Consider the following 19,564-nt stretch of genomic DNA (forward strand, 5'->3'; position numbering starts at 1 on the left):
CATGACCGTTCAAAACGACAACAGACCCCTTCTCCGGCTCGTCCGTCTCGCCAATGGCGTTGACCTCGAATTGCCATCCTACGAAACCCGTGGCGCCGCCGGCATGGACCTGCGCGCCGCAGTGCCGGCCGGTGAACCGCTGACCTTGCGACCCGGCGAGCGCGCACTGGTACCGACCGGCTTCGTTTTCGAGGTTCCACAAGGGTACGAGGCGCAGATCCGCCCCCGCTCCGGCCTCGCCATCAAGAACGGCATCACCTGCCTCAACTCCCCCGGCACAGTGGACAGCGATTATCGTGGCGAAGTGAAGGTCATTCTCGCCAATCTGGGGCAGGACGATTTCATCATTGAACGCGGTATGCGCATCGCGCAGATGGTAATCGCGCCCGTGACGCAGGTCGTTGTCAGCGAAGTGTCGGAAACATCCGAGACGGCGCGCGGTACGGGCGGTTTCGGTTCGACGGGGCTCTGACCAACCCAACCTTTATGGCCGATTGTTTTTACACCTGATTTTCGCTATGGATCTGGCGAATTTCAGGGAGAAATGACCGTGACGCTGACGACCCTTCTTGCTTATGCCACCGCACTCTTCATTGCCGCCGCCATTCCCGGCCCCGGCATGACGGCGATCGTGGCGCGGGCGCTGGGATCGGGCTTTCGGGAAACCTTCGTCATGGGTCTCGGGCTGGTGCTGGGCGACATGATCTACCTGACCGGCGTGATACTGGGCCTCGCTTTCGTGGCTCAGACCTTTCAGGAGGCCTTCATGGTCCTGAAATTCGCGGGCGCGGCCTATCTTCTCTATATTGCCTGGAAGCTGTGGACCGCCGGCCTTTTGCCGCAGGACCTGAAGGCCAAAAAAAGCACCAGCATGCCCATGTCTTTCCTGTCCGGCCTGCTGATCACGCTCGGCAATCCGAAAACCATGCTGTTCTATGTGGCGCTGGTGCCAACGCTGATCGACATCCGCATGATCGGCCCGTCGGAATATGCGACACTTCTGGCGATCACCTTCGCCGTTTTGATGGCCGTTCTCCTGCCTTACATTCTGCTTGCCGCCAAGGCGCGCAACCTGCTGAAACGGCCAAGCGCGCTGACGATCCTCAACCGCACGGCGGCGGGAATTCTGGCCGGAACAGCGACCATGATCGCGATCCGCAGCACCTGAAACGATTTCGTGCATTCACCTGATTTATCGTGAATTTTTTCCGGTAATCGGGGGATATTAGGACGAACGTTCGCTGGTCTGACAAGACTATTGCTCCTATTCTGCCGCTGAAATCTTGCGGCCCATATTCTGTGGCCTTCATACAGGAGAACATCATGCCCGAAGCCAGAAAGCCCGGACGCGGACGCGTCTATTCCTCCATCACCGAAACAATCGGCGATACGCCGATCGTGCGGCTGGACAAGCTGGCGAGGGAAAAGGGCGTGAAGGCCAACCTTCTCGCCAAGCTGGAGTTTTTCAACCCCATCGCCTCCGTGAAGGACCGTATCGGCGTCGCCATGATCGAAGCGCTGGAAGCGCAGGGCAAGATCACTCCCGGCAAAACGACGCTGGTTGAGCCGACCTCCGGCAACACCGGCATCGCACTCGCCTTTGCCGCTGCCGCCAAGGGCTACAAGCTGATCCTGACCATGCCGGAAACCATGTCGGTCGAACGCCGGAAAATGCTAGCGCTGCTGGGCGCGGAACTGGTGCTGACCGAAGGCCCGAAGGGTATGAAGGGCGCAATCGCCAAGGCGCAGGAACTGGCCGAAACCCTGCCCGACGCCGTTATTCCCCAGCAATTCGAAAACCCCGCAAACCCGGACATTCACCGCAAGACGACAGCGGAAGAAATCTGGAACGATACCGATGGCACGGTTGATATTTTCGTCTCGGGCATCGGCACCGGCGGCACGATCACCGGCACGGGCCAGGTGCTGAAATCCCGCAAGCCGGAAGTGAAGGTTATTGCGGTCGAACCCGCCGACAGCCCCGTGCTTTCCGGCGGCAACCCCGGCCCGCACAAGATCCAGGGCATCGGCGCCGGTTTTGCGCCCGCGATCCTCGATACCGGAATCTATGACGAGATCGTCACCGTCACCAATGACGATGCTTTCGAAATCGCCCGTCTGGTGGCGAAGCTTGAAGGTGTGCCCGTCGGCATCTCCTCAGGTGCTGCACTGGCAGCGGCGATCAAGGTCGGCGCGCGGGAAGAAAATGCCGGCAAGAATATCGTCGTCATCATTCCTTCCTTCGCGGAACGTTATCTTTCGACAGCGCTTTTCGAAGGGCTTGGGCTTTAAACCAAGCTATTCGAGCGCGGTGCTACCGCGCCCCTAACCGCCGAACATCCTGTTGTGCCGCCCGCCACCCGCCGGCGGCACAACTGCTTTAACCGGCAAGGGGCGGAGAAAAGCCTCTTACGCCGCCGCCGTCAGCCTTTCGCCGGCGATACGGTAAGAAATGGCTTCCGCCATATGGATACGCCCGACAGTCTGTTTACCATCCAGATCCGCGAGTGTACGGGCAACCTTGAGGATGCGATGGTAACCGCGAGCGGAAAATTTCAGCCGTTCGGCCGCGTCGCGCAGCAATTGCAGCCCGGACGCATCCGGCTCGGCATATTTTTCGATCAACGTCGTTGTGCACCGGGCATTGGTACGGATGCCGGAAAAACCCGCCGCCGCGTAGCGCTCCTGCTGGGCAAGGCGGGCACGGGCGACACGGGCAGCAACCGTTGCGCTCGGTTCGGCCGTCATGGGGCGGATGAGATCAGCAGCGGAGACGGCGGGAACGTCGATGCGGATATCGATGCGGTCCATCAGCGGGCCGGAAATGCGGGCCTGATAGTCAGCCATGCAACGCGAGCCTCTGGCGCAGGTGAAACCCGGCTCCCCTGCCCTGCCACATCGGCAAGGGTTCATTGCGGCCACAAGCTGGATTTGCGCAGGATAGGTGACCCGGTGATTGGCACGGGCGATGATACATTCGCCCGTTTCCAGCGGCTGGCGCAGCGCATCCAGCACCTGCGGTGCAAATTCCGGGAACTCATCCAGAAAAAGAACGCCATGATGGGCAAGCGAGGCCTCGCCCGGCTTGGCGCGCAATCCTCCGCCGATCAATGCGGCCATGGTGGCGGAATGGTGCGGCGTGCGGAACGGTCTGCGGTCCGACAGTTTGCCACCGGACAATTGACCGGCGATGGAATGGACCATGGAGACTTCCAGCAATTCCGCCGCCTCGAGCGGTGGCAGGATTGACGGCAGGCGTGCCGCAAGCATGGATTTGCCCGAGCCGGGTGGACCCACCATCAGCAGATTATGGCCGCCGGCCGCTGCCACTTCCAGCGCGCGCCGGGCCGTCTCTTGCCCCTTGATATCGGCCAGATCCGGTAAATTCACCGGATTGGCCCGGATGGCAGGCGTGGGGCGGGAGAGAAGCTGGGTGCCGCGGAAATGATTGGCGAGCGCAATGAGGCTGCGCGGGGCGAGAATATCGATGCCGGCGCCTGCCCACGCCGCCTCCGGCCCGCTATCGGCCGGGCAGATCAAACCCTTGCCGAGCGCATTGGCGCCGATGGCTGCAGGCAAGGCGCCCGAAACCGTACCGATGGTACCATCGAGATTGAGTTCGCCGAGAACCACATATTGCCCCAGCGCCTCCGCCGGTATGGCTCCCAAGGCAGCCATGAGGCCAAGGGCAATCGGAAGATCGAAATGCGATCCTTCCTTCGGCAAATCGGCGGGCGCCAGATTGACGGTGACTTTTTTTGGTGGCAACGCCAGACCCGAGGCGTGCAGGGCGGCCTGCACCCGCTCCCGGCTTTCGGCCACAGCCTTGTCCGGTAGGCCGACGATCTGGATGCCGATCTTTCCGGGCGCGACCATGACCTGTACCTCGACCGGCACACCCTCTATTCCCTGAAATGCAACCGTATTGACCCGTGCCACCATGGCCTGCCCCCGCAAACCGGCCTTACGATCAAAGCATCACGCTCTAATAGCGGCCACCCGCAAGTAACCTGCCACAGTACAAAGAATAAAACAAGAACATTTGGCGAACAATTTCGCGCACATGGTGTATTTTAGTTGTATAGAGTTGTGCACGCGGAACAAACGGAGACAGCGAGGAAATTGCCTCAGAAATCCTGTGCTTCGCGTTTTTTCTCGATCGCGTCCCACAACAGGCTAGCGACATCGGCACCACCGAACTTCTGCACTTCGCGAATGCCGGTCGGCGAGGTGACGTTGATTTCCGTAAGGTAATCGCCGATCACATCGATACCGACGAACAGGAAACCGCGCTCGCGCAGGGCGGGACCGATGCGGCGGCAGATTTCCTTCTCGCGCGCCGTCAGTTCCGTCGGTTCCGGCCGGCCGCCGGCATGCATGTTGGAGCGGGCATCGTTTTCCGCTGGCACGCGGTTGATCGCGCCCACGGGCTCGCCATCCACCAGCAGGATACGTTTGTCGCCCTTGCGGACATCCGGCAGATATTCCTGGGCGATGTAAGGCTCGCGGAACATCTGGCCGAACATTTCCAGCAGCGAGGAGAAATTGCGGTCGTCACGCGTCGAATGGAAAACGCCAGCACCGCCATTGCCATAAAGCGGCTTGAGGATGATATCGCCCATTTCATTGCGGAACCGAGTGATCTCAGCCACGTCCTTGGTGATCAGCGTCTTCGGCATCAGATCGGCGAATTCGGTGACGAAAATCTTTTCCGGCGAGTTGCGAACCCAGGCGGGATCGTTGACCACCAGCGTCTTGGGATGAATGCGCTCCAGCAGGTGGGTCGAGGTGATGTAGGCCATGTCGAACGGCGGGTCCTGACGCAGATGGATGACATCCATGGTCGAAAGATCAACACGCTCCGGTTCCGACAGCGAGAAATGGTCGCCCTTGATGTCGCGCAGTTCCATCTGTTCGACGGTGGCGTAGATCTTGCCATCGCGCATGGAGAGGCGTTCGGGCGTATAATGGAACAGCCGGTATCCGCGCGCCTGCGCCTCAAGGCTCATGGCGAAAGTGGAGTCACCGGCGATGTTGATGCCGGAGACATGATCCATCTGGATCGCGACGTTCTTGATCTTCGCCATGCGCATGTTCCTCTTGCAGCATGTGGACGCTTCGCTGGTCCGCCATGCCCATTGCCTCGTCTTTTCGCGATTCCCGGCAGGACCGGAAGAGACCCCGGAAATGCTTCAGAAAACCCTGAAGGTGTAGGGCAGCGACAATTCAAACGCAACTGCTGCGAGGGGTGCTTTTTGTGAGTTTTATTGAACCTTCACAATTCCACCGACGGAGCCGGGCAGGCTCCGTCTGCTGGAAAGTTTTACCGGCTCAGGCCGCCAGCTTGTAGGAACGACCGGCAAACAGCTTGTTCTTGACCCGGTAGGCCAGAGCCAGCGCCGTGGGGAATGGGCGGCGCATGAAAGCGACCTTGCGGACATAATCGTCCACGCGCCAGGTGGCCCATGTTCCCGCGCGAAAATAAGCTACATCGCCGACCCGCAGAATGCTGACCGAACCGTCTTCCGCCGTCACATGTACCTCACCCTCGAGGATATAGACGGTTTCATCCCAGCCGAAGAACCAGCGGAACTCGCCCGCCGTGCAATCCCACATGGCGGTGCTGGAGGCGCGGTCGCCGCTTCTGGAATGATCCGCCGCGCGCGCCTGAGGATCACCGGAAAGGATCCAGTCCGGGTTGATGGGGGCCGGCTGAAGCCGCAAATCCGTGCAGGAGGCGCTGACGACGCCCTCATTTTTTGCCCGGCGCAAAGAGGCCGGCAATATCGGCACCGTGCGGATCGCCATGGTCGCAGCCGCCGCGAACATCATCTTGAAAGGCATATTAGAAAACCCCCGTGAATTATTGGAGGTCTTCTATCATCGGGATCGTAACGAAGCGGTTTTGACAATCGGCGCAATTTTAGTCATCGCGCCGATTTCTTATCGTTCACTCAGGCCGTTGCCAGCTGCGCGGATTGCACCATGGTCTGCTCCGCTTTCCCGGCAATGCGCTTGCCGGTTTCGCTGGAGAAGAAGTGCAGCTTGTCCGGGGATATGGCGACCAACAGGGTAGCCGGAATCTCGATCTCCGGCGAAAACGCCACGGTCAGGTTCTGGTCGCCGATCATACCGTGGATGAGACGCTGCGAACCGAGTTCCTCGACATAGTCGACGCGCAGCGCAAAGCTCTGCTCACCTGCGGCCGCCAGACGGAAATCTTCCGCCCGCATGCCGACCGTAACCGGACCGGATGTGGGGGCAAAACCGTTGAGCGCGATCAGCGACGGCCCGATGGCGAGAGCATCCCCGTGCAACTCGCCGTTCAGCAGGTTCATCGCGGGAGAACCGATGAAGCTCGCGACAAAGGTCGAGGCCGGGGTGTGATAGACCTCAAGCGGCGCACCGATCTGTTCGATGCGGCCGCCGTTCAGTACCACCAGACGGTCGGCCAGCGTCATCGCTTCCAACTGATCGTGAGTGACGTAGATCGAGGTGGTACCGAGGCGCTTTTGCAGACGCTTGATCTCGCCGCGCATGGAAACACGCAGCTTGGCATCAAGGTTGGACAAAGGCTCGTCGAACAGGAAGGCCGCCGGTTTGCGCACGATGGCGCGACCCATGGCAACACGCTGGCGCTGACCGCCGGAAAGGGCGCGCGGCCTGCGGTCCAGATAGGGTTCGAGTTGCAGCATGCGGGCAGCCTCGGCTACGCGCGCATCGATTTCCGCCTTCGGTGTCTTGCGGTTTTTCAGCCCGTATTCCAGGTTCTGCCGCACCGACATATGGGGATAAAGCGCATAGTTCTGGAACACCATGGCGATATCCCGGTCGGCCGGATCGGCCTCGTTGACCACCCGATCGCCGATCTTCACCGTGCCTTCGGAAATATCCTCAAGGCCGGCGACCATGCGCAGAAGCGTGGACTTGCCGCAGCCGGAGGGGCCGACGAGAACGATGAACTCGCCGTCCTTGATGTCGATATCGACGTGATGCACGGCGCGTACGCCGCCATGATAATCCTTGCAGACCTGACTGATTTCTATCGCGGCCATTTCGGTCTCCTTATTTATCGCTCTCGGTGAGGCCCTTGATGAACCAGCGCTGGAAGATCACGACGATCAACACAGGCGGCAGCATGGCCAGAACGGCGAGCGCAAAAGCTTCGTTGTAATCGGGGATTTGCGAACCGACCCAGACCTGCAGGATCGACTTGATACCGCGCATCAGGGTGAAGAATTTCTCGTCCGTCGTCATCAGCATGGGCCAGAGGTACTGGTTCCAGCCATAGACGAACATGATGATGAAGATTGCCGCCATCATGGTGCGCGAGAGCGGGATGAGTATGTCGACGAAGAACTTGAACGGCCCTGCCCCGTCGATGCGGGCGGCTTCCAGCAATTCCTCCGGAACGGATTTGAAGAACTGCCGGAAATAGAAGGTGCCCGTCGCAGACGCCAGAAGCGGCACGATCAAGCCGGTATAGGAGTTCAGCAGGCCGAGTTTGCTCATCACTTCGTAGGACGGCATGATGCGCACTTCGAGTGGCAGAAGCAGCGTGGTGAAGATGATCCAGAAGGCAAGCGTCGCAAACCGGAACCGGAAATAAACGATCGCGTAAGCCGCCATCATCGACAGGACGATCTTGCCGACAGCAAAACCGATGCCGAGGATCAGCGAGTTGAGCACCATGTTGAGACCGGTGATCTGCCCGGTGAAGCCGCCCTTTTGCGTCAGAACCTTTTCATAGGTCCCGACGAAATTGTCGCCCGGAATGAGTGTCAAACCGCTGCGGTGGATTTCCGCGGCCGTATGAGTGGACGTCATGAATGCCACGACGACGGGCAATATCAGAAACAAAGCGCCGATGATCAGCACCAGGTGATCGAGGGGTTTTGTTTTGTACATCGTCTTTTCCCTCAATTGTAATGGATGCGTTTTTCGATGAAGCGGAACTGGATGATGGTCAGAACGAAGACGACCAGCATCAGGATGACGGACTGGGCAGAAGAACCGCCGATGTCATTGCCGCGGAAACCATCGAGAAACACCTTGTAGACCAGCGTAATCGGGTTGTTCGCGGCCTTGTCCTTCACCATCACATCGATAATGCCGAACGTGTCGAACAGGGCGTAGGTGATGTTGATGATGAGCAGGAAGAAGGCCGTGGGCGCCAGAAGCGGCATGATGACCGTCCAGAACCGGCGAAAGCCCGAGCGGCAGTCGATGGCGGCGGCCTCGCGCACGGCAACGGACACGCCCTGCAAGCCGGAGAGGAAGAAGATGAAATTATAAGGGATCTGCTTCCAGACCGCGACGGCGATCATGGCAAAGGCTGTATCGAAGTAGTTGAGGCCAACCTTCATATCCCAGCCGAAAAACGCAGCCATCTTGACGAAGGGTCCGATATGCTGGTCGAAAAACATCATGCCGATGAGGCCCGCAACCGGCGGCGCGATGGCGTAGACGGAGATCAGCAACGTCTTGTAGGCGGAACTGCCGCGAATGACCGCATCGGCCTTGACCGCAAGAAGAAGGCCGAGCGCCAGCGAAAAGAACGTCACCAGAACGGTGAAAACGACCGTGAATTTCGCGATGCTGAGATATTCCGGATTGAACAGCGCGTCCGAATAATTGGCAAAGCCCACGAAGGAAGCGCCGAAGCCGAACGGGTCCTCAATATAAAACGACGACTGCACAGCCTGAATGGACGGCCAGTAGAAAAAGATGAAAATCACCGCCAGCTGCGGCGCCAGAAACAGATAGGGCACGTAGGACGAGGAGAACTGCACGCGCTTCATGCTGGCTTCAGCGGTGCTTGCGGGTTTCCTGCCTTTGCGGACCGACCGGACAAAAACCGGGTCAGACGCGGTTGAGACGATGTATAGGCCACGCTTGCGCCTCCTTATCCGAGAATGAGCCTCCCTTCCGTTGGAAAGGAGGCTCAATGACGTTTTTTGGTTTCGAAACGGGCGATCAGCCGGCCGTCTTGGCGAAACGGGCGAGGAGGTCGTTACCTTCCTTCTCGATGATGTCGAAGGCGTCCTTCGGCGTAACTTCACCAGAGAAGATGCGGTTGTATTCGCGTTCCATCACGGCGCGGATCTGCGGGTAGAAACCGAGACGGTAACCCTTGGACCATTCGCCAGACGGCAGCGACAGCTGCTGGATGCCGACTTCGGCGGCAGGTTTTTCCTTGTAGAAGCCTTCAGCCTTGGCCTTTTCATAAGCGGCCTTGGTGATGGCGACGTAACCGGTTGCCTTGTGGTAGAAGACCTGGATTTCCGGCGAGGTCAGGAACTGGAAGAAGTCAGCCACGCACTTGTTTTCGGCTTCAGACTTGCCCGACATTGCAAAGAGGGCAGCGCCGCCGATGAAGGAGTTGGTGCCAGCGCCCTTGATGGAGCCCCAGTAGGGAAGGAAGGTTGCCGAGAACGGCATGGTCGCCGTCTTCTGCAGACCGCCGAACGAACCCGACGAACCGATCCAGAATGCAACCTTGCCTTCTTCGAAAGGCTTCTGGTTGTCGTTCCAGCCGGCGCCGTAATAAGCGAACAGACCCTTGTCTTTCCAGTCCTTCAGCTTGTCGAACATCATGACGAGGTTCGGGTCGGTGACCTTGAGCTTGGTGTCGGTGACGCTGTCGTAACCATTGTTGTTGGTAGCGAACTGGATGTTGTTACGGGAGAAGAAGTTCTCCGTGAACTGCCAGGTGAGCTGCGACTGAACGAGCGGGATGTAACCGGCTTCCTTCAGCTTCGGCGCAACCTTTTCGAAATCTTCCCAGGTCTTCGGAGCTTCGACGCCAGCCTTCTTCAGGGCTTCGTCGTTGACGTACATGATCGGCGCGGAGGTGTTGAAAGGCATGCCGACGAACTTGCCGTCAGCGGCAGCGTAGAAATAACGTACGCCGTTGATGAAGGCTTCGCGGTCGAACTTGTAACCGGCCTTGTTGATAAGGTCTTCTGCAGGAATGACAGCGCCCTTGGCGTTGATGATGGTGGCGGCGCCAGCATCGAAAACCTGGAGAATGTTAGGCTGTTCGCCCGAACGGAAGGCAGCGATGCCGCTTGCCAGCGCTTCTTCGTAGGAGCCCTTGGAAACCGGCGTCAGAGCGCATTCCTTCTGGGCTTCATTGAACTTCTGCGAAACTTCGTTGATGACTTCGCCGTTACGGCCGCCCATGCCATGCCACCAAGTGATGTTGGTCGCCGCCATAGAAGACGTTGCCGAAATGCTGACGGCCACTGCGGCCATGGAAATCTTCTTCAACATTACTAAATCCTCTCCACCATTTATTGGGGTGAGGATGCGAATAGACACGTTCCGTGACGCCTCTTTAACGGTTTTATGTCAGATTTATTACAGTCCCTGCGATACGGACTTCATTCCTTCAAAAACGGATGCCTCAGGCACCCTTCCGCTTTATCGGGCGGGCCGGATTTCCGACCACCGTCGTGCCGGGCAAGACGTCTCGCGTCACCACCGAACCGGCCCCGACGATCGCGCCATCGCCAATCGTGACGCCTGCCAGAAGTATCGCCCCGCCACCGATCCAGACATCGCGACCGATCGTGACCGGCCTTGCGATTTCAATACCTTGCGAACGCGGAGCCGGGTCCAGATGGTGTTCGGCGCAATAGATCTGCACGGCCGGGCCGAGCATGGCGCCGTCGCCTATCCGTACTGGCGCAGAGTCGAGAATGACGCAACCGGTATTCAGATAGACGTTCGCACCCAGAATGATGTTGAAACCGTAAGCGCAATGAAACGACGCTTCGATAAATGCCCCTTCCGCCACGGAGGCAAAGAGCGCTCGCAGCAATGGCGCCATGGCTCCACGCTCATCCGGCGGCGCGGTATTGTGCTGGTGAACGGCCCGACGGGCGCGGGCGCGCAGCACGTCCAGTTCGGCATCCATGCAGCAGTACCATTCGCCCGCAGCCATTTTTTCCCGCTCGGTGGACATTGCCTTCCCTTCCCTCAAAAAGCGTCGATGAAATGCTGCGGCAGGCGTCGCGGCAGAACGGCGACGATATCGAAACGCAGCGAAAACCGCGCCGCATCCTTGCGGCGGGACAGCCAGATATCGGCCGCCGCCCGGATGCGCTGCTGAGAATGGAAGCCGACCGCGTCGACAGCACCGGCACCGGAAGAGCGGGCCTTGACCTCGACGATGGCGACGACGTCCCTCTTGCGGGCGACGAGATCGATTTCCCCGAGCCGGGTGCGATAACGAATGGCGAGGATGCGGTATCCCCGAAACAGCAGATAGAGTGCGGCCCAATACTCCGCATTGTGGCCGCGTCGCTCGGCCTTTCGTCTTTTATCCGTTCGCCCGTCAGCGGCCATCCGCGTCCTTCATATCCAGCAACCGTTGATAAAGCTCCTTGCGCGGGAGGCCGGTCAGCTTCGCCGCCTCGGCTGCGGCCCTGGCGGCCGGCATGGTTGTGACGAGATCCTTCAAAAGCCTTTCGACATCCTCAATGTCGGGTATTTCGTCATAGGAGGGCGGCTCTATCAGGAGCACGATCTCGCCCTTCACCACACGGTCCTCATCGTAATAATCCGCAAGCTCACCCAGCGTGCCACGCCGGAACTCCTCGAAAGTCTTGGTCAACTCGCGACAAACCACGGCACGGCGATCGCGGCCAAGTACCTCCGACGCCACCTTGAGGGAGGTGCCGATGCGGCGCGGTGATTCAAAAAGATCAGTGTGGCGGGGATTTTCGCAAGTTCGGCAAAACGGTCGCGCTTGCCACGATCCTTCACCGGCAGGAAGCCCGCAAACAGAAAGGCATCACTGGGCAAGCCCGCACCGACAAGGGCTGCAAGCGGTGCCGATGCCCCCGGTACCGGCACGACACGATGACCGGCTTCAAGCGCAAGCTGACCGAGACGATAACCGGGATCGGAGACGAGCGGCGTTCCGGCATCTGAAACCAGCGCCACGGATTTTCCCGCATCCAGCGCAGCGATGAGTTTCGGGCCTGCTTCCTGTGCATTATGTTCGTGATAAGCGAGCGGGCGCGTGCGGATGCCATAGCGTTCGAGCAGGATGCGGGTGACGCGGGTATCCTCGCAGGCGAGAACATCGGCCGACGCCAGCGTTTCCAGCGCGCGGATGGTGATGTCGCCCAGATTACCGATGGGGGTGGCCACAAGATAAAGCGCCGGCTCCAGCGGCCGCGCCGGAATAGAGGCGGTGCCGATCCTGAAGCCCTTTGTTGCCTGTCCGGCGTCGCTGTTCGATGTTTCTTCCGTCACACGGCTTCCAATCATTCTGGCCGATCATTCCCGGCCAATCGCTCCATTTTCGTCCCTTTATGGGCAATAGAAAAGCGGCGAACAAGGTCCACGGGCGGCCATAGCCTGTGGATCATGCTGTATAGCAGCAAAATGACCGGCGACAGATGCACTCGGCTCTTGCATTTTCCGCAATAACTCTGCCATTTTGCCCGTCCACATTATCCGGCATTCCGGCCGGTCTAGACTCTTCTTACCGATCCGGCGGTGGCCGGTTCGCAACGGTTGAAAGCGGTAGCGTCCATGCGTATTACTCTTGAGCGGTCGAACCTTCTTAAATCGCTGAACCACGTCCATCGGGTCGTCGAGCGTCGCAACACGATCCCGATCCTGTCCAACGTTCTGCTTCGCGCATCCGGCGCCAATCTGGACATGAAGGCGACCGACCTCGACCTCGAAATCACCGAAGCGACACCGGCCATGGTGGAGCAGGCGGGCGCGACCACCGTGCCGGCACACCTGCTTTATGAAATCGTGCGCAAGCTGCCGGATGGTTCCGAAGTGCTTCTGGCCACCAACCCGGATGGCTCTACGATGACGGTTGCCTCCGGCCGTTCGAAGTTCTCGCTGCAATGCCTGCCGGAAACCGACTTCCCGGATCTGACTGCCGGCACCTTCAGCCACACCTTCAAACTGAAGGCGACCGATCTAAAGATGCTGATCGACCGGACGCAATTTGCGATTTCGACCGAAGAGACGCGCTATTACCTGAACGGCATCTTCTTCCACACCATCGAAAGCAATGGCGACCTGAAGCTGCGTGCGGTTGCGACGGACGGTCACCGTCTGGCGCGCGCCGATGTGGATGCGCCCTCCGGTTCCGAAGGCATGCCGGGCATCATCATTCCGCGCAAGACCGTCGGCGAATTGCAGAAGCTGATGGACAACCCGGAACTGGAAGTCACCGTCGAGGTCTCGGACGCGAAAATCCGCCTGACCATCGGCTCGGTTGTTTTGACCTCGAAGCTGATCGACGGCACCTTCCCGGATTACCAGCGCGTGATCCCCACCGGCAACGACAAGGAAATGCGCGTCGATTGCCAGACCTTCGCACGGGCCGTCGACCGTGTGTCGACCATCTCTTCCGAGCGCGGGCGTGCCGTGAAGCTGGCGCTGACCAACGGTCAGCTGACGCTAACCGTCAACAATCCGGATTCGGGCAGTGCTACGGAAGAAGTGGCTGTCGGTTACGACAATGATTCTGATGGAAATCGGCTTCAATGCCAAATATCTCCTCGACATCACCTCGCAGCTTTCCGGTGAAGACGCGATTTTCCTCCTGGCAGATGCGGGCTCGCCGACGCTCGTTCGCGACACCGCTGGCGACGACGCACTTTATGTTCTGATGCCGATGCGCGTTTAAAGTGGACGTTTTTTCTTCAATTCAATCAAAACGCCGGTGGATCGCTCCACCGGCGTTTTTTTGATTCGGCTCATAAGGCAATCGAGCGCTAAGTGAATTTTTCCAATTACGACATTTTGCCTTGTTTTAGCGCCAAATGAGATCAACAGTACGTAACAATTTTTTGACAATGACCAAAATACATCCGAGGGGAATTATGGCGCTCAACCTGAAGCAACGCTTTGAAAGAAAATTTGAGGAAGAAATCCGCTTTTTCAAAGGCATGGTCAGCCAGCCGAAAAAAGTCGGAGCCATCGTCCCGACATCGTCAATCACGGCAAGAAAAATGGCGAGTGTCATCGACCCCCATTCCGGCCTGCCCGTTCTCGAACTCGGTCCCGGCACTGGTGTTATCACCAAGGCCATTCTGGCGCGCGGCATCAAGCCGGAGAGCCTGACCGCCATCGAATATTCGACCGACTTCTACAATCAGCTTCTCAAGGGCTATCCCGGCGTCAACTTCATCAATGGTGACGCTTTCGACCTGAATGCGACACTCGGCGAGCACAAGGATCAGATGTTTGACAGCGTCATTTCCGCCGTGCCGATGCTGAATTTCCCGATGGCTGCCCGCATCAAGCTTCTCGACGAATTGCTGAAACGTGTGCCGCACGGCCGCCCCGTCATACAGATATCCTACGGTCCGATTTCACCCATCGTTGCCCAGCCGCATCTCTACCACATCCGCCATTTCGATTTCATCGTGCGCAATATTCCGCCGGCGCAATTGTGGACCTATACGCGGGCCTGACCGCACGGAAGAGTGGACGAGGCCGTCATTTACCGGTCGTGACAGATGGTTAGGGTCTTGATTTACCCTTTCCATCGCCATTGAGGACCGATTTCCATGCATGCGCTTTACATCACCCATCCTCAGGTCCGGATCGATCCGGCGGTTCCGGTTCCGGAATGGGGACTTTCGGACGTGGGCGCGCAGCGGGCGCGCGAGGCGAGCCACCTGCCCTGGGCTCGGGCATTGCGCCGGATCGTTTCGAGCGCGGAAACCAAGGCAATCGAAACCGCCCGCATTCTGGCCGAAACATCCGGCGCAGATATTGAGATCATCGAGTCGATGCATGAAAACGACCGATCGGCCACGGGCTTCCTGACGCCACCGGAATTCGAAAAGGCGGCAGACTGGTTCTTTGCCCATCCGAAGGAAAGCTTTCACGGCTGGGAACGGGCAGTCGATGCACAGGCGCGGATCGTGGAGGCGGTCAAAGCCGTTCTCGACCGGCATGATGCACAACAACCGATCGCATTTGTCGGCCATGGCGGCGTCGGCACGCTTTTGAAATGCCATATCGAAGGTCTCGGCATCAGCCGCAGCAAGGACCAGCCGCCCGGCGGCGGCAATCTTTTCCGCTTTTCCATCGCCGACTTTTCACTTGCAGCCCAGCGTCCCACATGCGACTGGACGGCAATGGAAACATGGCAGGGATAAGACAATGACCGCGCGCGAAAAACTGATCGTCGGGCTCGATGTTCCGACTGTGCAGCAGGCCGAAGACATCGTGACGAAAATCGGTGATGAGGTTCTGTTCTACAAGATCGGTTATCAGCTGGTATTCGCCGGCGGTCTCGAATTCGCCCGCGACCTCGTCCAGAGCGGCAAAAAAGTCTTTCTCGACATGAAGCTGCTCGACATCGACAACACCGTTGCCTCCGGCGTTGAAAACATCGCCCGCATGGGCATGTCGATGCTGACCCTGCACGCCTACCCCAAAGCCATGCGCGCCGCGGTCAAGGCCGCCGAGGGTTCCGGTCTCTGCCTGCTTGGCGTCACCGTTCTGACCTCGATGGACGACGCCGATCTTGCCGAGGCCGGTTACGCATCGGATGCCCGTTCGCTGGTGCTGCGCCGTGCGGAACAGGCGCGCGAAGCGGGCATGGGCGGCATCGTCTGTTCGGCAGAAGAATCGACTGCGGTGCGTGAAATCCTCGGTCCCGATCTTGCCGTCGTCACCCCCGGCATTCGCCCGGCCGGTTCCGAGGCGGGAGACCAGAAGCGCGTAATGACGCCTTTCGACGCCATCAAGGCCGGTTCGAGCCATCTGGTCGTTGCTCGCCCGATTGTCAGGGCAGAGGACCCGAAGGCAGCGGCTCGCGCCATTCTTGACGACATGCTGCGCGCCAGCTTTCCGGCAAATCAATAAAGACCATCGGAGGAGATGAAATGGCAAAGGGATACTGGATCGCCCGCGTCGATGTACGCGACAATGAGCGCTACAAGGACTACGTCTCGACAGCGAAGCCCGCCTTCGAACGGTTCGGCGCCAATTTTCTCGCCCGCGGCGGTGCGTTGACCGAGCTTGAGGGCAAGGCACGCGCACGCAACGTCATCATCGAGTTCCCCTCGGTGCAGCACGCCATCGATTGTTACAACTCGCCCGAATACCAGGCGGCGGCCAAAATTCGTCAGGAAGTTGCGGATGCGGAGATGATGATCGTCGAAGGAATTTGACGACCGTTACCCACATTTCCAAAACCGTGTCCAAAACTAGTCTCGGGCCTTGCGACAACGTCTCTTCACGCGCGCACAGCTTTGGGCTAAGAGACTGAAAAACGCTTTATCGACAGCTTCTGAGGAGCCTCCCATGACCTTGGCCAACCTTCCACCCCTCGTCACCGTTTTCGGCGGTTCGGGTTTTGTCGGGCGGCATGTCGTGCGGATGCTCGCCAAGCGCGGTTATCGCATCCGCGTGGCTGTGCGTCGTCCCGATCTTGCCGGTTTCCTGCAGCCGCTCGGCAATGTCGGCCAGATCTCGTTTGCCCAGGCGAACCTGCGTTATCGCGACTCCATCAACAAAGCCGTTGAAGACGCCGACCACGTGGTCAATTGCGTCGGTATCCTGACCGAAAGCGGCCGCAACACCTTTGACGCCGTGCAGGAATTCGGCGCGAAAGCCATTGCCGAGGCGGCCCGCGCAGCCGGCGCCACGCTGACACATATCTCTGCCATCGGTGCGGAAGCCAATTCGCCGACCGGTTACGGCCGCACCAAGGGCCGCGCCGAAGCCGCGATCCATTCCGTCCTGCCCGGCGCGGTGATCCTGCGTCCATCGATCATTTTTGGACCTGAAGACGATTTCTTCAACAAATTCGCCAAAATGGCCCGTGGCCTGCCGTTCCTGCCGCTGATCGGCGGTGGAAAAACAAAGTTCCAGCCGGTCTATGTCGAGGACGTCGCAGAAGCCGTTGCCCGCAGCGTCGATGGCAAGCTGAAGCCCGGCGCGATCTATGAACTCGGTGGTCAGGACGTGATGACGTTCCGCGACTGTCTCGAGGCGGTTCTTGCCGCAACCTACCGCCAGCGTTCTTTCGTCAATCTGCCTTTCGGCGTTGCCTCGATGATCGCGAAGATCTCTTCGCTGGTGCCGCTGGTTGCGCCGCCGCTGACGACCGATCAGGTGACGATGCTGAAAAAGGACAATGTCGTTTCCGCTGACGCGGAAAAGAGTGGGCTGACGCTGGAAGGCATCGGCATCACCCCCGTTCGCGTTGCTTCCGTTCTGCCGTCCTACATGGTGCATTATCGCCCGCACGGCCAGTTCTCCAACGCCGGAAAAGCAGCCTGAAACCAAGCGTTTAGGCCCTGCAGGTTTAGACGGAAGCGGGTAACGATCCCGCTTTTCGTTTCATGCAAATTTATTTGCAACCAAACCGCTATTAGCGCATTCTTCTCTCAACTGCAGGGGAGGTGCACCATTAGTATGCGGCGACTTTGGAAAGCCGGGTAAAAGTTAACGGCCGTCGGGCCTCCACAGGCAAGCGTGGCACAAGCGCAACTGTGGAAAAGACTTCGCATTAACCCGGTATTCAGCAAGCCGCTTTATTGATAATGGCCACATTCCAAACATATCCCGGACCATCACTTCACCACGGCGCGTGAACCGCGCGAACGAACGTCTGAAAGGCAATAATAAAATGGGCAGATCTATCGCACTCTTTTTTGCGTGTGCGGCTTTGGTGGTTCTGGCGGGTTCTTTCATGGCTCCGGGAACGGTTGCAGCGGGTAAGAGCGGTTGCGCTCCCGCCTATGGTGTAGACCCCTGCGCGACGGCTTCGATCAGCGCGAACTGATCGGCTTTCACAAGTTTCAAATAAAAAAAGCGCCTCCGGATTCTCCGGGGCGCTTTTTATTTTGTCCGTCCGACCACTTAAAAACGGACGGCTATTTCAAAGTCCGGCTCAACGGTAGACCAGAAGCGCTACCAGACCCAGCGAGCCGATGACGATGCGCCACCAGGCGAAGGGTGCGAAGCCGCGCCGCGAGACGAAGTCCAGCAACGAGCGTACGACGAACAGGCCGGAGACGAAAGCGGCGACGAAACCCACGGCAATCAGTGCGCTGTCATCGAAGCTCAGCGCATCACGGTTCTTGTAGAGATCGAGCACGAACGCGCCGAGCATGGTCGGCATCGCCAGGAAAAACGAGAATTCGGCGGCGGAGCGCTTGTCCGTGCCCATCAACAGTGCGCCGACTATGGTAGCGCCGGACCGCGAGGTGCCCGGAACCATCGCAAGGCACTGGAACAGACCGATCTTGAAGGCAAGCGACGGCGGATAATCCATGATGTCGGTATATTTCGGCGTCAGCGGCATCCGATCGACGGCGAGCAAAATGAAGCCGCCGATAACCAGCACGACACAGATGAGCATCGGCGTTTCGAACAGCACCGTCTTAATGAAATCATGCGCGATAGCACCGATGACTGCCGCCGGCAGGAAGGCGACAAAAACGGCGAGCACGAAGCGGCGCGCCTTGGCACTTGTCGGCATCGCCATGGCGATCGATACAAGCTTTTGAAAATAAACAAGAAGGATAGCGATGATCGCACCGAGCTGGATGAGCACCGCAAAGGTGTTGCCCGGTGATTTGAAGCCAAGAAAATGCCCGGCCAGCAGCACATGCGCCGTTGAGGAAACGGGAATGAACTCCGTCAGACCCTCGATAATACCCAGCAAAAGCGCGCTGATGATCGATTGGTCACCCATGAGGTATCCTTTTTTTCAGGGGGAAGCGGGAATGGAAAGCAATTGCGTTAAACTTGTTTTAAAGTAGCCAAGCTCTTATAGCGTCTTGATGAAGCGAAACTGAAAAAGTTTTCCGGCCAGTGCCGATCATGACAACCAATCGTAAAAATTGAGTACCAATGCCAACTCTCTATCATTCTCCGATGTCGACCGCATCCCGGTTCGTTCGTCTGATCCTTTCGGAATACGGGTTCCAGACCGATCTCGTTGAGGAACAGCCGTGGGAAAGAAGGCGGGAGTTTCTGGCGCTGAACCCGGCGGGCACCCTGCCGGTCTATCTCGATGACAATATGCGTTCGCTTAGCGGGCCTTACGTGCTCGCCGAGTTTCTCGACGAAACGCACGGGGTCTTGAAGCGCGACAGGCGATTGCTGGCGGAAGATCCGTTTCAGCGGGCGGAAATCCGCCGCCTGACGGAATGGTTCCTGCAGAAGATGGAAAACGACGTGACCCGGCCGCTGGTACGCGAACGGGTCTATAAATTGCAGATGACGGCCGCACAGGGTGGCGGCCCCCCGGATTCCAAGCTTCTGCGCACCGCCCGTAACAATGTTCGCCAGCATATCAAATATCTGGAATGGCTGGCGGGCTCGCGCACTTGGCTTGCCGGCGACCGGTTGAGTTATGCCGATCTGGCTGCCGCCGCCTCCGTTTCGGTGCTGGATTATCTCGGTGAGATCAACTGGCTCGAAGCGCCCATCGCCAAGGAATGGTACCAGCGGCTGAAATCGCGCCCGTCCTTCCGGCCGTTCCTCAGCGAGCGCATTCCGCGCCTTGCCCCCTCCTCCCACTACGCCGATCTGGATTTCTAAGTTCCGG

At 58.8% G+C, this 19,564-nt stretch carries 18 protein-coding genes and 3 pseudogenes; 10 read left to right on the top strand and 11 right to left on the bottom strand.

Annotated features, from left to right (window positions below; genetic code table 11):
- The first annotated feature begins 1 nt into the window (after window position 1).
- The 3 genes from dut (at window position 2) to cysK (ending at window position 2,292) form a co-directional block, all read left to right on the top strand.
- Window positions 2-472: a dUTP diphosphatase gene (gene dut / locus RBH10_RS21125; RefSeq protein WP_281038021.1), complete on the top strand. Its 471-nt coding sequence runs from the start codon at window positions 2-4 to the stop codon at window positions 470-472.
- A 78-nt stretch (window positions 473-550) separates the two neighbouring features.
- Window positions 551-1,168 carry a LysE family translocator gene (locus RBH10_RS21130; RefSeq protein WP_281038020.1) on the top strand — a complete coding sequence of 206 codons (618 nt, stop codon included), beginning with the start codon at window positions 551-553 and terminating at the stop codon, window positions 1,166-1,168.
- A 155-nt stretch (window positions 1,169-1,323) separates the two neighbouring features.
- Window positions 1,324-2,292 carry a cysteine synthase A gene (gene cysK / locus RBH10_RS21135; protein ID WP_281038019.1) on the top strand — a complete coding sequence of 323 codons (969 nt, stop codon included), beginning with the start codon at window positions 1,324-1,326 and terminating at the stop codon, window positions 2,290-2,292.
- 117 nt (window positions 2,293-2,409) lie between these two features.
- On the opposite strand, the gene RBH10_RS21140 is transcribed toward cysK, so the two are convergent.
- From RBH10_RS21140 to rsmI, 10 genes and pseudogenes are all read right to left on the bottom strand, one after another.
- Window positions 2,410-3,942 carry a YifB family Mg chelatase-like AAA ATPase gene (locus tag RBH10_RS21140; protein ID WP_281038018.1) on the bottom strand — a complete coding sequence of 511 codons (1,533 nt, stop codon included), beginning with the start codon at window positions 3,940-3,942 and terminating at the stop codon, window positions 2,410-2,412.
- 185 nt (window positions 3,943-4,127) lie between these two features.
- Window positions 4,128-5,087 (bottom strand): glutathione synthase, encoded by a 960-nt coding sequence (gene gshB, locus RBH10_RS21145; RefSeq protein ID WP_281038017.1) that lies wholly within the window; start codon window positions 5,085-5,087, stop codon window positions 4,128-4,130.
- A gap of 244 nt (window positions 5,088-5,331) precedes the next feature.
- Window positions 5,332-5,844 carry a cupin domain-containing protein gene (locus tag RBH10_RS21150; RefSeq protein WP_281038016.1) on the bottom strand — a complete coding sequence of 171 codons (513 nt, stop codon included), beginning with the start codon at window positions 5,842-5,844 and terminating at the stop codon, window positions 5,332-5,334.
- Between the two features lie 110 nt (window positions 5,845-5,954).
- Window positions 5,955-7,055, bottom strand: a complete 1,101-nt coding sequence (locus tag RBH10_RS21155) for a sn-glycerol-3-phosphate import ATP-binding protein UgpC (RefSeq protein WP_281038015.1) — start codon at window positions 7,053-7,055, stop codon at window positions 5,955-5,957.
- 10 nt (window positions 7,056-7,065) lie between these two features.
- The gene (ugpE, locus tag RBH10_RS21160; RefSeq protein ID WP_045015270.1) at window positions 7,066-7,908 is read right to left on the bottom strand and encodes a sn-glycerol-3-phosphate ABC transporter permease UgpE; all 843 of its coding nucleotides are present in this window, start codon (window positions 7,906-7,908) and stop codon (window positions 7,066-7,068) included.
- Window positions 7,909-7,919: 11 nt separating this feature from the next.
- Window positions 7,920-8,893 (bottom strand): annotated as a pseudogene (locus tag RBH10_RS21165) (carbohydrate ABC transporter permease).
- A gap of 83 nt (window positions 8,894-8,976) precedes the next feature.
- Complete coding sequence (locus RBH10_RS21170; RefSeq protein WP_281038013.1) at window positions 8,977-10,275, bottom strand: extracellular solute-binding protein; 1,299 nt, start codon at window positions 10,273-10,275, stop codon at window positions 8,977-8,979.
- A gap of 133 nt (window positions 10,276-10,408) precedes the next feature.
- Window positions 10,409-10,969, bottom strand: coding sequence for a sugar O-acetyltransferase (locus RBH10_RS21175; RefSeq protein ID WP_281038012.1), 561 nt, complete (start codon window positions 10,967-10,969; stop codon window positions 10,409-10,411).
- 14 nt (window positions 10,970-10,983) lie between these two features.
- On the bottom strand, window positions 10,984-11,352 hold the full coding sequence (locus tag RBH10_RS21180) for a YraN family protein (RefSeq protein WP_281038011.1): 369 nt from the start codon (window positions 11,350-11,352) through the stop codon (window positions 10,984-10,986).
- Window positions 11,342-12,282: pseudogene (rsmI, locus tag RBH10_RS21185) on the bottom strand (16S rRNA (cytidine(1402)-2'-O)-methyltransferase). The gene RBH10_RS21180 and the pseudogene rsmI overlap by 11 nt, the downstream one beginning before the upstream one ends.
- Window positions 12,283-12,549: 267 nt before the next feature.
- On the opposite strand from rsmI, the pseudogene dnaN reads away from it, so the two are divergent.
- From dnaN to RBH10_RS21215, 6 genes and pseudogenes are all read left to right on the top strand, one after another.
- Window positions 12,550-13,669: pseudogene (dnaN, locus tag RBH10_RS21190) on the top strand (DNA polymerase III subunit beta).
- Window positions 13,670-13,865: 196 nt separating this feature from the next.
- Window positions 13,866-14,459: a phospholipid N-methyltransferase PmtA gene (gene pmtA / locus RBH10_RS21195; RefSeq protein ID WP_281038009.1), complete on the top strand. Its 594-nt coding sequence runs from the start codon at window positions 13,866-13,868 to the stop codon at window positions 14,457-14,459.
- A 96-nt stretch (window positions 14,460-14,555) separates the two neighbouring features.
- The gene (locus tag RBH10_RS21200) at window positions 14,556-15,152 is read left to right on the top strand and encodes a histidine phosphatase family protein (protein WP_281038008.1); all 597 of its coding nucleotides are present in this window, start codon (window positions 14,556-14,558) and stop codon (window positions 15,150-15,152) included.
- A 4-nt stretch (window positions 15,153-15,156) separates the two neighbouring features.
- Window positions 15,157-15,864, top strand: a complete 708-nt coding sequence (gene pyrF, locus RBH10_RS21205; protein ID WP_281038007.1) for an orotidine-5'-phosphate decarboxylase — start codon at window positions 15,157-15,159, stop codon at window positions 15,862-15,864.
- Between the two features lie 20 nt (window positions 15,865-15,884).
- Window positions 15,885-16,172 (top strand): DUF1330 domain-containing protein, encoded by a 288-nt coding sequence (locus tag RBH10_RS21210; protein ID WP_003514697.1) that lies wholly within the window; start codon window positions 15,885-15,887, stop codon window positions 16,170-16,172.
- 133 nt (window positions 16,173-16,305) lie between these two features.
- Window positions 16,306-17,286, top strand: a complete 981-nt coding sequence (locus tag RBH10_RS21215) for a complex I NDUFA9 subunit family protein (RefSeq protein ID WP_281038006.1) — start codon at window positions 16,306-16,308, stop codon at window positions 17,284-17,286.
- Between the two features lie 613 nt (window positions 17,287-17,899).
- Here RBH10_RS21215 and RBH10_RS21220 read toward each other — a convergent pair.
- The gene (locus RBH10_RS21220) at window positions 17,900-18,706 is read right to left on the bottom strand and encodes an undecaprenyl-diphosphate phosphatase (protein ID WP_281038005.1); all 807 of its coding nucleotides are present in this window, start codon (window positions 18,704-18,706) and stop codon (window positions 17,900-17,902) included.
- 158 nt (window positions 18,707-18,864) lie between these two features.
- Here RBH10_RS21220 and RBH10_RS21225 point away from each other — a divergent pair, with 158 nt between their 5' ends.
- A complete protein-coding gene (locus RBH10_RS21225; RefSeq protein ID WP_003514689.1) occupies window positions 18,865-19,557 on the top strand; it encodes a glutathione S-transferase family protein in 693 nt (230 codons plus the stop codon).
- The last annotated feature ends 7 nt before the right edge of the window (window positions 19,558-19,564 follow it).

Origin of the sequence: Rhizobium sp. AN73 (assembly GCF_030757975.1) — a bacterium.
Lineage (GTDB): Bacteria > Pseudomonadota > Alphaproteobacteria > Rhizobiales > Rhizobiaceae > Agrobacterium > Agrobacterium arsenijevicii.

What these genes read in the sequence shown, in the direction of transcription:
- dut (WP_281038021.1), top strand. Translation starts at nt 2, where the DNA reads ATGACCGTTCAAAACGACAACAGACCCCTTCTCCGGCTCGTCCGTCTC.
- cysK (WP_281038019.1), top strand. Translation starts at nt 1,324, where the DNA reads ATGCCCGAAGCCAGAAAGCCCGGACGCGGACGCGTCTATTCCTCCATC.
- RBH10_RS21140 (WP_281038018.1), bottom strand. Translation starts at nt 3,942, where the DNA reads ATGGTGGCACGGGTCAATACGGTTGCATTTCAGGGAATAGAGGGTGTG.
- gshB (WP_281038017.1), bottom strand. Translation starts at nt 5,087, where the DNA reads ATGGCGAAGATCAAGAACGTCGCGATCCAGATGGATCATGTCTCCGGC.
- RBH10_RS21150 (WP_281038016.1), bottom strand. Translation starts at nt 5,844, where the DNA reads ATGCCTTTCAAGATGATGTTCGCGGCGGCTGCGACCATGGCGATCCGC.
- RBH10_RS21155 (WP_281038015.1), bottom strand. Translation starts at nt 7,055, where the DNA reads ATGGCCGCGATAGAAATCAGTCAGGTCTGCAAGGATTATCATGGCGGC.
- ugpE (WP_045015270.1), bottom strand. Translation starts at nt 7,908, where the DNA reads ATGTACAAAACAAAACCCCTCGATCACCTGGTGCTGATCATCGGCGCT.
- RBH10_RS21170 (WP_281038013.1), bottom strand. Translation starts at nt 10,275, where the DNA reads ATGTTGAAGAAGATTTCCATGGCCGCAGTGGCCGTCAGCATTTCGGCA.
- RBH10_RS21175 (WP_281038012.1), bottom strand. Translation starts at nt 10,969, where the DNA reads ATGTCCACCGAGCGGGAAAAAATGGCTGCGGGCGAATGGTACTGCTGC.
- RBH10_RS21180 (WP_281038011.1), bottom strand. Translation starts at nt 11,352, where the DNA reads ATGGCCGCTGACGGGCGAACGGATAAAAGACGAAAGGCCGAGCGACGC.
- pmtA (WP_281038009.1), top strand. Translation starts at nt 13,866, where the DNA reads ATGGCGCTCAACCTGAAGCAACGCTTTGAAAGAAAATTTGAGGAAGAA.
- RBH10_RS21200 (WP_281038008.1), top strand. Translation starts at nt 14,556, where the DNA reads ATGCATGCGCTTTACATCACCCATCCTCAGGTCCGGATCGATCCGGCG.
- pyrF (WP_281038007.1), top strand. Translation starts at nt 15,157, where the DNA reads ATGACCGCGCGCGAAAAACTGATCGTCGGGCTCGATGTTCCGACTGTG.
- RBH10_RS21210 (WP_003514697.1), top strand. Translation starts at nt 15,885, where the DNA reads ATGGCAAAGGGATACTGGATCGCCCGCGTCGATGTACGCGACAATGAG.
- RBH10_RS21215 (WP_281038006.1), top strand. Translation starts at nt 16,306, where the DNA reads ATGACCTTGGCCAACCTTCCACCCCTCGTCACCGTTTTCGGCGGTTCG.
- RBH10_RS21220 (WP_281038005.1), bottom strand. Translation starts at nt 18,706, where the DNA reads ATGGGTGACCAATCGATCATCAGCGCGCTTTTGCTGGGTATTATCGAG.
- RBH10_RS21225 (WP_003514689.1), top strand. Translation starts at nt 18,865, where the DNA reads ATGCCAACTCTCTATCATTCTCCGATGTCGACCGCATCCCGGTTCGTT.